Here is a 13,389-nt window from a genome sequence, read left to right as displayed (position 1 = left end):
TTTAACTGACATTGGACTCGGTTTCATTGAGCTCGCGAAAGCGTTGCAACACCCGCTCGCGGGCACCTCGATAGTCGATAACGGGCGCAGGGTAACCCAGCGCCTCTCGCACCTTTTGTGGCGGGTTATGAATCTGACGGGAATCCAGACTGGCCAGTTCGGGGACCAGTTTGCGAATAAAATGACCCTCAGGATCGAAACGTTCCGACTGACGGGTGGGGTTGAAGATGCGAAACCAGGGCGAGGCGTCGCAACCGGTGGAGGCGGACCATTGCCAGCCGCCGTTGTTGGAGGGGAAGTCTCCATCCAGCAAATGCTGCATAAAAAAGGCCTCACCTTCGCGCCAATCGATCAGAAGTAACTTGCACAGGAAACTGGCGGTCAGCATGCGCAAGCGATTGTGCATCCAGCCGGTACGGGCCAATTGACGCATGCCGGCATCGACCAGGGGGAAACCGGTATGGCCCTGTTGCCAGGCCTGCAAGTGATGCGGATTTACTTCCCATTGCAGGTGACGGGTCTGGGCTTTAAAGGGTTGATTCCGGCTCAGGCGGGGAAAGGCCGCCATCAGGTAACGGTAGAATTCCCGCCAGCCCAGCTCGCGTAACCAGGCATCTTCCTGCCATTCCCAACCCTCTGCCGCGGCGCTTTGCTGAATCATTTGCAGGCAACGTCGAGGGCTTAACAAGCCACTGGCCAGATAGGGTGACAGGGTGCTGGTGCCGGGCATCGACGGAATATCTCGTTGGCTATTGTACGCACGTCGGCCGTTGACCAAAAAATGATGCAGTCGGGCCAGGGCTTCGGCTTCATGGGCGGGCCACAGGTCTGCTCGATAATCGCTACTGCCCGGCAGCTGCAAGGCATCCGGTTCAGGCCGCGGCGCTGCGGCGGCGGTCGGCTCGGGCACTGTGAACCGGTGCAGCTGCTGTACGCATTGCAACCAGGCTCGATACCAGGGCGTGAATACCTTGAAGGGGAGCCCCTGTTTGTTGTTCAGGGGGGAGGGGTAAATCAGGTCGGCAGCCTGCTCATGGCAAACTATCTGGCAGGATTGCAGATACGCTACAACGGCGTTATCCCGTTGTTGTTCGTCCCAGGGTATGTCCCGGTTAAACCAGAGATTGGTGATGTTGCGCTGCTGGCAGAATGCCCCCAGCTGTTCGGGTAGCTGTTGGTAACTGCCTGCTTTGAGCAGCTCGAGTGCGATGCCTTTTTCCGCCAGGCGCCGGGCCAGATCGTTCAGCGCTGCCTGACGAAACCCCAGTTTGGCAGGCGATTCATCGTGCGCTTGCCATTGTTCCGGTGTTACGCAGTAGACAGCGGTTACGGCACCGCCATGTTGGCAGGCGTGGTACAAAGCCGGGTGATCATCCAGGCGCAGGTCATTTCGAAACCAGACCAGATTCATAGTTGATTTCGCAAACCGAGATCCTCGGGGTAAGGCTGCAGATATCGCTGGGTGCGAATGTAATCGCTGCCTTCACGGTCGATGTAATGGCGCAGCAAGGTGAGGGGAGTCACCAGCGGAATTTTACCCTCGCGGTAGCGGTGAATGACCTCAACCATGTTTTGGCGGGCTTCGCCGGCGACGGTTTTTTTCAAATAGCCGAGAATATGCATCAGCACGTTGGTGTGTCCTTTGCGTCGAGCCGGGGAGGCCAGTGCCGCCATTAATTGTTGCAGGTAATCGGGCAGTAACTCATCGAGCGGTTGTTGGTGCGCTTCCGCCAGCAGGCGCCCGAGGGTTTTGTAGGCGGCCTGGCTGTGGGCCATCAGGACATACTTATAGCTGCTGTGGAACTGCAGCAGGTTATGATAGCTGGGGGTCGCGAGGACTTCCTGACGAAAGTTGTGGTGGGCGTAAACCCGCAGGATAAAGTTTTCCCGCAAATGGGCATCATTGAGCCGACCCTCCTCCTCGACGGGAAGTAGCGGGTAGCGGGCGACCAGGGCCTCGGTAAACAGGCCGCGACCCCGGTCGATATGGGGATGGCCGTTGTCCTGATAGATCTTGATGCGTTCCAGGCCGCAACTGGGAGAGTTCTTCATCAGGATATAACCATCCAGCTCTCCGCTGTTGTGGATCTTGTCAGCAAAGCCCGATTGCAGTTGCTCGGTAAGATCTTGCGTCGCGTTGTCGCTGTAAACCAGCCGAGGGTCAGCAGGATCACCGATCAGTCGCATCACGGGTCGCGGGGTGCCGAACCCTGCTGCCATCTCCGGGCAGAAAGGGCTGAAAGTAAAAAACTGACTGAGGCTATCCAGGCATAAGCGGGATTGGCTATGTCCTCCGTTATAGCGCACGTTTTGGCCCAGTAAACAGGAACTGATACCGACGTTGATCGGGGTGTCTGGGACCAGGGAAGTGGATTCGGTCATGGTAACGTCTCTTGTGCCAACTAAAGTTTGCAGCCATCGAGCAGGGCGTTTGTCAGGGCCTGGGCACTGAGCAGGGCCGATTCGATGCCATCGAGCTCAGGATCAGTGGCCAGCCAGTCACCGCACAGCCCAATCTGCTGTTTTCGATCCAGCAGGTAGCGGGACTCTAAGCCGGGAAGTGGGTGTTGGGCTAACAGCCAGCGATGAGTGCTCAGAACTCTGGCGTTGCCCTTGGCTTTAAGGGTAGCGCAGAAGCGTTGCAATAGCTGCTCGCCGGCGCTATCGGGTTGGCTATCAAGTCGCTCCAATGTCCACTCTGGTTGGGCCTGCAAGACCCAGCGTTCATGACTCGAATCTCGTCCCGGTTTTGCGCTGTCGCGTACAGCGCTGGCCAGCACAGGATCCTGGCCGGTATACCGATCAGCGAGTTGTGGATTGGCTTGCTCCAATTCAATAGCACATACCCATTGTGCCTGGGTTGCCTGAGACGATTGCTCGAGCCATTGTTGCCAGTCCTGGGGCCAGTCGTGCAGCGCCAGGGTTTGTCTGGCTGGTGCGGTGATGATCAACCAGTGGGCACGCACAATGGTTTGCCCTGACTTATCTTGTAGCTGCCAGTGATTCTCCTGGCGGTCAAATTGTACAACCTGCTGCCCGGTGATGAGCGTTGCATCCTGGCACAAATGGCGATGCCAGCGGTTCATGGAGGGTACGCCGCAATAGAGTTCGCTGCCCTGATGCTGTAAAGGCTGTTCGAAATTCGCCAGGCTATGGTGCCATTGGGCCAACCAACCGGATTGATGCCAGTGTTGAACTTCCTCGGTCAGAGATGGATGTTGCAGGCGAAAGCCTGCAGCACCAAGATCGACACTGCCTTGCGGGTCTACCGAGCGACGACTGCAGCGACCGCCCACACCACGACTTTTTTCTACGATGACAACCGAGTGGCCCTGTTGCGACAGGGTTTGGGCAACGAAGCATCCCGCCGTACCGGCGCCGATAATCGCGACATCATAGGTGATCATAAGGCCGCCACCTGAGCGGGTGAATGTTCTGTAGAGGTTTGCTCCAGATAAGGACTGACCAGAGTCTGCATCATACTGATGTGTTCGGGGGCATCGTTAAGGCAGGGAATGTAATGAAATTGTTCGCCACCGGCGCCGATAAACAGCTCCCGGTTTTGCATCTCGATCTCTTCCAGAGTTTCCAGGCAGTCGGAGGAAAACCCGGGGCAGAGCAAGGCGACCTGTCGAATGCCGGATTTAGCCAGCGCCTCCAGCGTATGGTCGGTATAGGGTTGCAGCCAGGGCTCTCGACCAAAGCGAGACTGGAAGGTGGTCAGCAGGCAATCTTCGGCAAGTTTCAATTGCTCGCACACCAGACGCGAAGTTTGTTGGCAGAAGCAGTAGTAGGGATCGCCTTTTTTCAGATAGCGCTCGGGAGTGCCGTGATAGGAGAGAATCAGGCGCTCGGGCACACCATGGCGATCGATGTGGGCGCTAATCGTTTGGCAGATCGCCTGAATATAGGCCGGGTGCTGATGGTAGCCCCCGTTAAAGTGCAGGCTGGGGACCCAGCGATATTGGCGGAGCTGGGCACTGACGGCATCGAAAGTGGATCCCGTGGTTGCCGCGCAATACTGGGGGTAGAGGGGCAGTACAATCAGCTCGCGCACATTGGCCTCGGTCAGTTGCTGCATGGCATCGCTGATAGAAGGGTTACCATAGCGCATGCCCAGTGCTACCGGCACTTCTCCTGCGCCATACTGGTTATCGAGCCGTTGTTGCAGTGCGCTGGCCTGGCGGCGGCTGATCTCCATCAGCGGTGAGCCCTGGTCGGTCCAGACTTCCTGATAGAGCTTGGCAGAAGCCCCGGAGCGTATAGGTACGATGATCAGGTTAAGAATCAGCCACCATAGCAAGCGAGGTACTTCCACCACTCGGGGGTCGCTGAGAAATTCCCGAAGATAGCGTTTCAAAGCCGTTCTGTTGGGCGCATCAGGCGTGCCCAGATTCGTTAACAGAACGCCTTTGCGTGGTCCTTTACCCTGATGGTTGTAGTCGCTTTGTCCTTTGAACGGCATGTGTTAATGATTCCTCTCGCCAGCGTATTGATTGGTACGGCTTGCTATACGTTGAGGCAGTGCAAAGGGATCACTCGGACTTGGATCTGAGGGCGGCTGCGGCGGTACGGAGGGTCTGTCTGGGGCTGCTATAGTTAGTGGGCAGTATTGTTCAGCCATTATTGGCCGACCAGGAGAAGGATTTGAAAGAGCCGGCTATTCCCAGCAATGAAGAGCATCGTGTTGCCAAACTCCATGAGCTGGGGGTGCTCGACACCCCTCCTGAACAACGCTTCGATCGCCTGACGCGCATGGCCGAACGTATTTTTAACGTACCCATTGCCCTGGTCAGCCTGATTGACTCCGATCGGCAATGGTTTAAATCGGCGGTTGGCATCGATATCAAGGAATCACCCCGGCAGCTGTCTTTTTGCGGCCATGCGATTCTGGGGGAGGGCTTGTTCCTGGTGCCGGATGCCCGGCTGGATTCGCGCTTTGCCGATAACCCTATGGTGCTGGGTGAGCCTCATGTCCGGTTTTATGCCGGTTGTCCGCTGAAGGCGCTGGACGGCAGCCGGTTGGGCACGCTCTGTGTGATTGATCGTAAGCCTCGCCATTTATCCGAGCAGGAGCAAGAAACCCTGAGGGACCTGGCAGCGATGGTAGAGCGGGAGTTGGTGGCAGTGGAGCTGGCCACCATCGATGAGCTGACCGGGATCTCCAATCGACGCGGTTTTATGCTGCTTGCCCAGCACAGTTTGAACCTCTGTTTGCGACAGCAGGTGCCAGTGACGATGGTTTACCTGGATCTGAACCAGTTCAAACCCATTAACGATCAGTATGGTCATGCCGAAGGCGATCGGGTGTTGCATGATTTTGCCGACTTGTTGCGCCGTAGCTTTCGCGTCACCGACCTTTTTGCTCGCCTCGGAGGGGACGAGTTTGTGGTGCTGCTGATCAATGCCAGCCAGGCGTTGGCAGAGTCGATTATCGTCAAGTTACAGCGAGTGCTGGATGAGTGGAATGACACACAGGAGAAGGGCTACAGGGTGAGCTTTTCTCACGGCATCACAGAATATGACCTGGTGCGGCATGCTGATATCGGTGCATTGATGGAATCGGCCGATACCCAGATGTACAGAAATAAATCCATGGTCGAGCGCTAATGCAGCCCCCTGTTGCAGCGTCGTTTGATCCGCGACAGCCCTAACCATTTCAGGTAGCCTGTGCACTCGCCGAATGGCGACTCGATAAAAACCATAAAAAATACAGGTAGGAGCGGAGTGATGATCGAACAAACCCTGGCGCACTGGCATCAGTTGCTGGACAGTAAAGACCCGGCTGGACTTCAGGCACTGTTGGCCGACGAAGTAGTATTTCATTCACCGGTAGTGCATACCCCCCAGATAGGCAAACCGCTAACCACTATGTATCTGACCGCCGCGATGCAGGTACTGGCAAATCCGAGCTTTCGTTACTTGCGCGAAGTGTCTACCGGACAAGACGCAATTTTGGAGTTCGAAACCGAAATCGGCGGTATTCATATCAATGGAGTGGATATGATTCGCTGTGATGACGAGGGCAAGATCGTCGATTTCAAAGTGATGCTGCGACCGCTGAAAGCTGTCAATATGGTGCACCAGATGATGGGGCAGCTGATGCCGAAAAAATAATCCGGTACCCGATAACATACTCGCAGTGCCGTGCACGGGTAGCTGTTCGAAGCGGCCATTGCTGATGATAACCATTGAATGAATACCAGGGGCAATGTGCGCCCGAGAATAAGGAACCGAAAATGGAAATGGATGAATCCCTGAACGTTTATGGTGAGGCGTTGCTCTCTTGCAGTGACAATCCCAAAACTGGATTCTTTCGCGATGGCTGTTGCAATACCTGTGATCAGGATGGCGGTTCGCACACGGTTTGCGTGGTGGTGACCGATGATTTTCTGGGTTTCTCCAAAGGTCGTGGCAATGACCTGTCGACTCCGGTGCCCGAGTACGGATTCCCGGGATTGAAGGCGGGTGATCGCTGGTGTCTCTGTGCGTCGCGCTGGCTGGAAGCCGAACAGGCGGGTTGCGCGCCACGGGTGCATCTCACGCGAACCCATCAGCGTGCGCTGGAGATCGTCCCCGGTGAGGTATTGCGTCGTTATGCGGTCGATTTGAACTAGCTCAGGGTGCCATTACAGCCAATGTTGTGGTGGTGATCATAAAGCCGATCGGTAAGCCGCTTTTTGGCCAAGAAATGTTAGCGCCAGAGCAGTAAACTCGTTACTATCTGGAGCAACGTTTTCGCCATCAGGGCGACGTTCCAGAGCACCACTTCCTGAACCGGGACCAGCATGTTAGAAACACTCAAACAACTACCAGACGATCCGATTTTGGGGCTGATGGCCGCCTATCGGAGTGACAAAAATCCGCTCAAGATCGACCTCGGCGTGGGCATCTACAAAGATGAGGCCGGTAATACTCCTGTGTTGGAGGCGGTTAAACAAGCGCAACGTTTTCACAACGATAACGAAACCACCAAGGCTTACATTGGCCCCCCCGGCGCACCTGGTTTTGGTCGCCTGATGGAAACCCTGGTGTTGGGCGAAGGCCATTCGGCGCTGGTCAGCGGCCGCACCAATACCCTGCAGACACCGGGTGGTTGTGGTGCTCTGCGAACCGCCGCCGAGTTGATCAAGCGTTGTAATGCCGGTGCTACCGTTTGGGTCAGCAACCCGACCTGGGCAAACCATATTCCGTTAATGGGCGATGCCGGGCTAAAGATTCAGGAATACCCCTATTACGACCGCGCCAGTTCCAGCATTCTGTTTGACGACATGATGGCGGCGCTTGAGCAAGTTGGTCCGCAAGACGTCGTACTGGTTCATGGCTGTTGTCATAACCCCTGTGGCGCCGACCTGAATCTCGAACAGTGGCAACAGCTCGCCGAGTTGGCGAAAGCGCGTGGTTTCCTGCCGCTGGTGGATATCGCCTATCAGGGCCTGGGCGATGGTCTGGATCAGGATGCCACCGGCTTGCGCTTGCTGGCCGATGCCGTTCCCGAGCTGTTGATCACCGCTTCCTGCTCAAAAAACTTCGGTCTCTACCGTGAGCGTACCGGTGCCATCATCGCCATTTCGAAAACCACAGTGGCGCGAGATGTTACTCACAGTCAGTTGTGCAATGTAGTGCGGGGCAATTATTCCATGCCTCCGGCTCATGGCGCGGCCTTGGTCGAAATCATTCTCGAGAGTGATGAGTTGACGGCGCTCTGGAACGATGAGCTGACGGTGATGCGTAACCGTATTAACGAATTACGCCAGCTACTGGTAGAAAAGATCGTTGCCAAGGGTATCGAGCGTGACTTCAGCTTTATCACCCGGCAAAAAGGCATGTTCTCGTTTCTGGGCATTAGCCCGGAGCAGGTAGGGCAATTAAAGGCCAACAACTCCATCTACCTGGTGGACTCCAGCCGAGTAAATATTGCCGGTGTTAACAGCAACAACATCGATTATCTGGTCGATTCGCTGGCTGCTGTACTCTGATTGATTCGGGCCACGCGTCCGATGGCTGACCCCCTGTGAGTGCAGGGGGCGGCCGCCTTCCAGCGCCTTACGATCTGTACAGGCTGAGACCTGTTTCGCGGTTCCTGGCCGCCCCTGTGCTAAGCTCTACGCCCTCAAAAAATGCCATTCGGCGTTTGCTTCAAGGATGTGGAGAATGACCATGAAATGCCCTCAATTCAAATTTGCTTTGGTTGCAACAGCCGTTGCTTTACTGCCGACTTCCGTGATGGCTGACCAAACTTACGTTTGCTCCCAGGCCGGTATGGAGCGCATCATCAGTGTGGTGTACCAAAACCCCGAAAGCCCGGTGCCCTGTGAAGTGGTCTACCAGAAAGGCGACGAAGTGCAGAGCTTGTGGAGTGCCGAGAACGAACAGGGTTATTGTGAGCATAACGCTGAACAGCTGGTTGAGCGTCAGCGTGGTTGGGGTTGGGATTGCGCTATGGCGGGTTCTGGTAACGAGTCTCAGCCTGTTACCCAGTAATTCGTCGCCGACCATCGCAAGCGGCGCCGTCTGCTTGCGATCTTTCCTCGTTTTTCTCGTCGTTGTCTGATTGTTTCCCCGGATCTCTCCTCGATAGATTCACCCGCGTCCTTGCACAGGCTATGATGCCTGCTCAGCAAAGGAGCTGTAATGGTAGACATTCGCTGGTTGACCAGTATCGAACAGATCGCTGTCGAGCAATGGAATCGATTGCTCGATAATGACAATCCCTTTATGCAGCATGGCTTTTTACGGGCCCTGGAGCGCAGCGGTGCGGTGTGCCGGGAGACCGGTTGGCAACCGCGTCATGCCCTGTTTTTTCGGAACCAGCAGCTGGTAGGTCTGTTGCCTGGCTATCGGAAATGGCATAGCTATGGCGAATACGTATTTGATTTCAGCTGGGCTGACGCCTATGACCGGCACGGCCGCCAGTACTTTCCGAAATATCTCAGCGCCATTCCCTTTACTCCGTCCTCTGGTCCCAGACTCTGCGTGGCCAATGGTGAAGATCCGGCTGCCCTGGCCCGACGCCTTTGCCAGGCGTTGGAATTGGAGGGGGATACTGGGGACGAAGCGGTTTCCTCCTGGCACCTGTTGTTTGCCGATGAGCACCAGCACCGAAGCCTGACACCGCCCTTGATGCTGCGGCAAGGGATGCAGTTTCACTGGTTTAATCGTAACTACAGCGATTTCGACAGCTTTTTGGTTGCGCTGCGCTCCCGGCATCGTAAGGCGATTCGCAAGGAGCGACGGGCTGTGCAGGAACAATCGATCGAGCTTGAGCGATTATCCGGTGATCAGATCGATGCTTCCATCTGGAAAATTTTTCACCAGTTTTATCAACTGACTTATCTCAAACGCAGTGGCCACCGGGGGTATTTGCCCCTCGAATTCTTCCAGCAACTTGGCGACAGCTTGCCCGAGCAATTGATGATGGTCGTGGCCCGTCATCAGGGTCGTATCGTGGCGGCGGCGCTTAATTTGCGAGACAGCGAAAAGCTTTATGGGCGTTACTGGGGCTGTTTGCAGGAATTTGATTTTCTGCATTTTGAAACCTGCTATTACCAGGGCATTGAATATTGCATTGAGCAGGGCCTGAAATGTTTTGATGCCGGGGCCCAGGGTCAGCATAAGATCAAACGCGGTTTCGAACCGGTCACGACCTATTCCAGCCACTGGATTCGTGATGAGGATTTTAAGGGCGCGATCGAACACTTCCTGCAACAGGAGCAACGCTATCTGGAGCAGGAAATGGCCGCTGCCCGAACGTTACTTCCCTACACCAAAACCGAGCAGTAACGCGCTTCTGATCCTGAGTGCTTGCGGGCGGCTGACATCATATTGTCATCTCTCTGGAATACCCTATTGGAAACAGGGTTATATCCGTTTGGGAGGTGCAAGATGTTACTTCAATCCCGATTTCTAGAGCCCCGCTATCCCCTTGATAACGCCGACAGCCCGGACTCGTTCAAGTCTTCAAAAGGAGAGGATCCCGAGCGACGTTCATTGTGCCGCCTGCAACCGTTGCAGCCCGGGGAATTCCTCTGTGAGTTGCTGAAGTTGCTGAAGTAGTTCTTCACGGCCAGCAGCTCTTTATTCGCTGTTTAATGGGCTGCCTTGCGCTGACTGCTGTGTGTGGTCAGGTGATTCCACAAGCGCTTCCAGGCTGGCTGATGGGGAAAGGTGTCGCTGCTTTGCTCAGACCCAGGGCGAACATTTAAAAAGTGCACCAGACGATCGATCATCGCGAGGTCGAAAGTAAAAGGGTCGAAGCGCAGGTGGCCGTTGTATTGCAAAAACTGTCGAACGGTTTTGTCCGCGGGAATGTATTTCATCGACCAGCTGTTAAACAGAGGCTGGTCGATCTCTGCACTTGAGAGAATCGTGGCGCTGGTGTGGCGCGGATCTTCCGTGATGCGGCGGTACAGTTGCTGGACTTTCTCCCGAGGACCTTCCAGCACCTGAAAGAAATGCCCGTCGCCGTAATAGAGAACGCCCTGAATCTGTTGCTTGGGGTTATTACGACGGGACTGTACCAGTATTTGTGCGACTTCCAGGTCAATACCATCGCTGTCGTCGTGATTCTCGAAAGCCGCCTTGCTGGCGTATACCAATCGTAAAAGACATGACATGTTATGTGCTCCGCTCGGATCACCCTGTGTGGGCTCATTGGGGTAGGTTACGACGAGCAAGTTAAGGTAGATCACTTTTTATACAATTTTATTTTTGCCAGTTTCCATTGGCTGAAGCTGGTCAGGAATCTGCCTATCTCCGGTGCATCCGAGCTCGCTAACAGATAGGCTAGGGCGATGGAGAATTTCGAAACTCTGATTTTGATTGTGATGACGTTTCTGCTCGCGGGCACGGTCAAGGGTGTTATAGGTCTGGGTTTGCCAACGGTGAGTCTGGCGTTGCTGACCGTGGCCATCGACCTGCCCAGCGCCATGGCATTGCTGGTGGTGCCGTCTTTGCTGACCAACCTCTGGCAGGGGGTGGCGGGTGCACACAATCGTCAAATCCTTCGGCAATTATGGCCCTTCTTCACTATGGCGGTGTTGACCGTAGGCTTGGGAGCCCAGGCGCTGAGCCAGGTAGATCATCGCGTGCTGACTTCCTTGTTGGGGCTGCTGCTGGTGCTTTATGCGCTGATAAACCTGGCCGGTGTGAGCGTTCGTATCGGTCCGCTCAAGCAGCGCTGGCTGGGTCCCCTGCTGGGGATTATCAATGGCGTACTGACCGGCATGACGGGCTCATTCGTCGTACCCGGTGTGTTTTATCTGCAGGCGATTGGTTTATCCCGGGACGCCCTGATTCAGGCCATGGGCTGGCTGTTTTTTCTCTCGACCCTGGCGTTAGCCCTGTCGCTTCAGGTGGGTGGGCGATTCAGTGCGGAACTGGGTATGCAATCGGCCATCGGTTTGTTACCGGCTATTGCGGGTATGCTGTTGGGGCAGCGCATTCGCCGCCGACTGTCACCGGAGCGTTTTCGTCGATTGTTTTTTACGGCACTGCTGCTGCTGGGTGCCTACCTTCTGCTGTAAATCCATCACCATCTGTACAGACTTGTGCCTCGGGTCTATCTTGCTAAAACCCCTTTATGGAGAAACGCCCATGAAGCTTGCCGGATCCTGTCACTGCGGAGCGATCCACTTTACCCTGGACTCTGCCCATCCCTATCCTTTTAACCGCTGCTATTGCTCGATCTGCCGTAAAACCGCTGGCGGTGGAGGCTATGCAATTAACCTGGGGGGCGATGCGGCTTCGATGAGCGTCGAAGGGCGTGAGCATCTATCGGTATATCAGGCCTCTATTGAGGGGCAGACAAGCCCGGCCGAACGTTATTTTTGCCGCCATTGTGGCAGTGCGCTCTGGGTTTATGATGAGCGTTGGCCGAAGCTGATCCATCCCTTTGCTTCGGCGATCGATAGCCCATTGCCGGTACCACCGGAAACCACCCATCTGATGTTATCGAGTCGGGCCAGCTGGGTGCCTGTGGCCGCGGCGAAGGCGGATTTGCAGTTTGACCATTATCCGGAGGAGAGCATTGCCCAGTGGCATCAGCGACTTGGACTCAGCCGCTGAGCTTCAGGTAAAGATGGGAGCTACCCCAGTTCGACGTTGTGATAGACGTTTTGCACGTCATCCAGATCGTTCAGCAGATCGAGGAAACGTTCAAACTGAGGCATATCGTCGGCGTTGATCGGAGCCGGATTTTGCGGCACGAACTGGATCTCATCGACGTCGAAATCGATCTCACCGAAGGCCTCGTTGAGGGCCTGTTTGGCTTTGAACGAATCCGTATGGGGTGCGAAAACGGTGATCACACCGGCTTCGTTTTCGATATCGGTGACATCCACATCGGCCATCATCAAGGCTTCCAGCACGGCGTCTTCATCGTCGTTCTTGAACACCAGAATGGTGCTGTGATCGAACATATGACTGACACTGCCCTGGGTGCCGATCTTGCATTTGGTCTTGGTAAAGCACTGACGCACATCGCCAAAGGTGCGGTTGGGGTTATCGGTCAGACAATCGATAATGACCATGCAGCCTCCGGGACCAAAGCCCTCATAGCGGGCCGTGGCAAAATCTTCTCCACCACCACCTTTGGCTTTCTCAATCGCCTTTTCGATCACATGGCTGGGTACCTGATCCTTCTTGGCTCTGTCGATCATCGAGCGTAAGGCCAGGTTGCCATCGGGGTCGATACCGCCGGCCTTGGCACAGACATAAATTTCACGGCCGTACTTGCTGTAAACCTTGGCTTTGGCGTCCGAGGTTTTGGCCATTGATTCTTTGCGGTTCTGAAAGGCTCTGCCCATTGAGCTGTCTCGTCGAAGTCAGTGAAAAAGCGATTTTACAGGGAACCACGACGTTTAAAAACCGTTATACAATGGCGGCCTCCAATGATGTGGCCGACCCTTACCTAAAACAGGATGCAACGATGAACCCTAAAACCAGCGAAGCGGCCAAAGGCCACGATTTTTCCAAGCGAGGCAAGGTCTCGGTGTGGGCGTCACAATATCCTTACGCCGAGGTTCCCGATGAATATTTTGAGGAGCGCTTTAGTCACAAGGGCAAGCGGGCCAGCAATCAGTGGTCGCGAAATTTCAATCTGAACTACTTTATGCCCGACAACATGGAAACCAACGGCAGCCATGAGGGGCTGGTCAGTATCGAACGAGCCGCCGGAGAATGCTCTTATTCGAACTCTTATATGACGAACCTGTTAAGCAAGGCACGCAAGTTGAAGTTGCAGGAGGTGAGCTGGGTGATTCTGTTATTTGAGCATGAATACAGTGCCCGGCTGTCGGGGGTGAACAAGGATGAAGTGATGACGTTTCTCGGCGCCTTCGACTACGATGATGAGGCCGACAACCTGTTTCAACCCGATTGAGGAGCCTG

Annotated in this window: 16 protein-coding genes; 10 read left to right on the top strand and 6 right to left on the bottom strand. The window is 55.2% G+C overall.

Going from position 1 to position 13,389, the window contains the following annotated elements; all coding sequences use genetic code 11:
* Nucleotide 1: 1 nt before the first annotated feature.
* The 4 genes from phrB to hemH are packed head-to-tail and all read right to left on the bottom strand — an operon-like array spanning nucleotide 2 to nucleotide 4,465.
* Nucleotides 2-1,411, bottom strand: coding sequence for a deoxyribodipyrimidine photo-lyase (phrB, locus tag MIB40_RS00420; RefSeq protein WP_249689577.1), 1,410 nt, complete (start codon nucleotides 1,409-1,411; stop codon nucleotides 2-4).
* Entirely contained in the window at nucleotides 1,408-2,382 is a 975-nt protein-coding gene (locus MIB40_RS00415; protein ID WP_249689576.1) for a YbgA family protein, read from the bottom strand. The genes phrB and MIB40_RS00415 overlap by 4 nt, the downstream gene beginning before the upstream one ends.
* Before the next feature lie 20 nt (nucleotides 2,383-2,402).
* A complete protein-coding gene (locus tag MIB40_RS00410; protein WP_249689575.1) occupies nucleotides 2,403-3,407 on the bottom strand; it encodes an NAD(P)/FAD-dependent oxidoreductase in 1,005 nt (334 codons plus the stop codon).
* Nucleotides 3,404-4,465, bottom strand: a complete 1,062-nt coding sequence (hemH, locus tag MIB40_RS00405; RefSeq protein ID WP_249689573.1) for a ferrochelatase — start codon at nucleotides 4,463-4,465, stop codon at nucleotides 3,404-3,406. The genes MIB40_RS00410 and hemH overlap by 4 nt, the downstream gene beginning before the upstream one ends.
* Before the next feature lie 137 nt (nucleotides 4,466-4,602).
* On the opposite strand from hemH, the gene MIB40_RS00400 reads away from it, so the two are divergent.
* From MIB40_RS00400 to MIB40_RS00370, 7 genes are all read left to right on the top strand, one after another.
* Nucleotides 4,603-5,610, top strand: a complete 1,008-nt coding sequence (locus MIB40_RS00400) for a GGDEF domain-containing protein (protein WP_249689572.1) — start codon at nucleotides 4,603-4,605, stop codon at nucleotides 5,608-5,610.
* A 120-nt stretch (nucleotides 5,611-5,730) separates the two neighbouring features.
* Entirely contained in the window at nucleotides 5,731-6,117 is a 387-nt protein-coding gene (locus MIB40_RS00395; RefSeq protein ID WP_249689570.1) for a nuclear transport factor 2 family protein, read from the top strand.
* Between the two features lie 122 nt (nucleotides 6,118-6,239).
* Nucleotides 6,240-6,617: a DUF2237 family protein gene (locus MIB40_RS00390; RefSeq protein WP_319941598.1), complete on the top strand. Its 378-nt coding sequence runs from the start codon at nucleotides 6,240-6,242 to the stop codon at nucleotides 6,615-6,617.
* 171 nt (nucleotides 6,618-6,788) lie between these two features.
* Nucleotides 6,789-7,979 carry an amino acid aminotransferase gene (locus MIB40_RS00385; protein ID WP_249689568.1) on the top strand — a complete coding sequence of 397 codons (1,191 nt, stop codon included), beginning with the start codon at nucleotides 6,789-6,791 and terminating at the stop codon, nucleotides 7,977-7,979.
* Between the two features lie 181 nt (nucleotides 7,980-8,160).
* Entirely contained in the window at nucleotides 8,161-8,484 is a 324-nt protein-coding gene (locus MIB40_RS00380) for a hypothetical protein (protein ID WP_249689566.1), read from the top strand.
* A 150-nt stretch (nucleotides 8,485-8,634) separates the two neighbouring features.
* Nucleotides 8,635-9,783, top strand: a complete 1,149-nt coding sequence (locus MIB40_RS00375; RefSeq protein WP_249689564.1) for a GNAT family N-acetyltransferase — start codon at nucleotides 8,635-8,637, stop codon at nucleotides 9,781-9,783.
* 102 nt (nucleotides 9,784-9,885) lie between these two features.
* Complete coding sequence (locus MIB40_RS00370) at nucleotides 9,886-10,056, top strand: hypothetical protein (RefSeq protein WP_249689562.1); 171 nt, start codon at nucleotides 9,886-9,888, stop codon at nucleotides 10,054-10,056.
* A gap of 32 nt (nucleotides 10,057-10,088) precedes the next feature.
* On the opposite strand, the gene MIB40_RS00365 is transcribed toward MIB40_RS00370, so the two are convergent.
* Nucleotides 10,089-10,616 (bottom strand): BLUF domain-containing protein, encoded by a 528-nt coding sequence (locus tag MIB40_RS00365; protein WP_249689560.1) that lies wholly within the window; start codon nucleotides 10,614-10,616, stop codon nucleotides 10,089-10,091.
* A gap of 177 nt (nucleotides 10,617-10,793) precedes the next feature.
* Between MIB40_RS00365 and MIB40_RS00360 the strand changes: the two genes are divergently transcribed.
* Nucleotides 10,794-11,525: a sulfite exporter TauE/SafE family protein gene (locus tag MIB40_RS00360; RefSeq protein ID WP_249689559.1), complete on the top strand. Its 732-nt coding sequence runs from the start codon at nucleotides 10,794-10,796 to the stop codon at nucleotides 11,523-11,525.
* Nucleotides 11,526-11,595: 70 nt separating this feature from the next.
* A complete protein-coding gene (locus MIB40_RS00355) occupies nucleotides 11,596-12,066 on the top strand; it encodes a GFA family protein (RefSeq protein WP_249689557.1) in 471 nt (156 codons plus the stop codon).
* Between the two features lie 20 nt (nucleotides 12,067-12,086).
* Here the strand turns inward: MIB40_RS00355 and MIB40_RS00350 are convergent, their stop codons facing one another.
* A complete protein-coding gene (locus tag MIB40_RS00350; protein ID WP_249689555.1) occupies nucleotides 12,087-12,806 on the bottom strand; it encodes a YebC/PmpR family DNA-binding transcriptional regulator in 720 nt (239 codons plus the stop codon).
* Here MIB40_RS00350 and MIB40_RS00345 point away from each other — a divergent pair.
* Nucleotides 12,806-13,381: an immunity 22 family protein gene (locus tag MIB40_RS00345; protein ID WP_249689553.1), complete on the top strand. Its 576-nt coding sequence runs from the start codon at nucleotides 12,806-12,808 to the stop codon at nucleotides 13,379-13,381. The two genes, MIB40_RS00350 and MIB40_RS00345, sit on opposite strands and share 1 nt — an antisense overlap.
* Nucleotides 13,382-13,389: the final 8 nt, after the last annotated feature.

It is taken from the genome of Aestuariirhabdus haliotis, assembly GCF_023509475.1.
Lineage (GTDB): Bacteria > Pseudomonadota > Gammaproteobacteria > Pseudomonadales > Aestuariirhabdaceae > Aestuariirhabdus > Aestuariirhabdus haliotis.
Note: the sequence above shows the minus strand (reverse complement) of the source record. Positions and strands in the feature narration are given on the sequence as shown.

Coding starts and splice junctions, on each gene's coding strand:
- MIB40_RS00365 (WP_249689560.1), bottom strand. CDS start 10,616: ATGTCATGTCTTTTACGATTGGTATACGCCAGCAAGGCGGCTTTCGAG.
- MIB40_RS00390 (WP_319941598.1), top strand. CDS start 6,240: ATGGAAATGGATGAATCCCTGAACGTTTATGGTGAGGCGTTGCTCTCT.
- MIB40_RS00360 (WP_249689559.1), top strand. CDS start 10,794: ATGGAGAATTTCGAAACTCTGATTTTGATTGTGATGACGTTTCTGCTC.
- MIB40_RS00380 (WP_249689566.1), top strand. CDS start 8,161: ATGAAATGCCCTCAATTCAAATTTGCTTTGGTTGCAACAGCCGTTGCT.
- hemH (WP_249689573.1), bottom strand. CDS start 4,465: ATGCCGTTCAAAGGACAAAGCGACTACAACCATCAGGGTAAAGGACCA.
- MIB40_RS00355 (WP_249689557.1), top strand. CDS start 11,596: ATGAAGCTTGCCGGATCCTGTCACTGCGGAGCGATCCACTTTACCCTG.
- MIB40_RS00375 (WP_249689564.1), top strand. CDS start 8,635: ATGGTAGACATTCGCTGGTTGACCAGTATCGAACAGATCGCTGTCGAG.
- MIB40_RS00410 (WP_249689575.1), bottom strand. CDS start 3,407: ATGATCACCTATGATGTCGCGATTATCGGCGCCGGTACGGCGGGATGC.
- MIB40_RS00415 (WP_249689576.1), bottom strand. CDS start 2,382: ATGACCGAATCCACTTCCCTGGTCCCAGACACCCCGATCAACGTCGGT.
- MIB40_RS00395 (WP_249689570.1), top strand. CDS start 5,731: ATGATCGAACAAACCCTGGCGCACTGGCATCAGTTGCTGGACAGTAAA.
- phrB (WP_249689577.1), bottom strand. CDS start 1,411: ATGAATCTGGTCTGGTTTCGAAATGACCTGCGCCTGGATGATCACCCG.
- MIB40_RS00385 (WP_249689568.1), top strand. CDS start 6,789: ATGTTAGAAACACTCAAACAACTACCAGACGATCCGATTTTGGGGCTG.
- MIB40_RS00350 (WP_249689555.1), bottom strand. CDS start 12,806: ATGGGCAGAGCCTTTCAGAACCGCAAAGAATCAATGGCCAAAACCTCG.
- MIB40_RS00370 (WP_249689562.1), top strand. CDS start 9,886: ATGTTACTTCAATCCCGATTTCTAGAGCCCCGCTATCCCCTTGATAAC.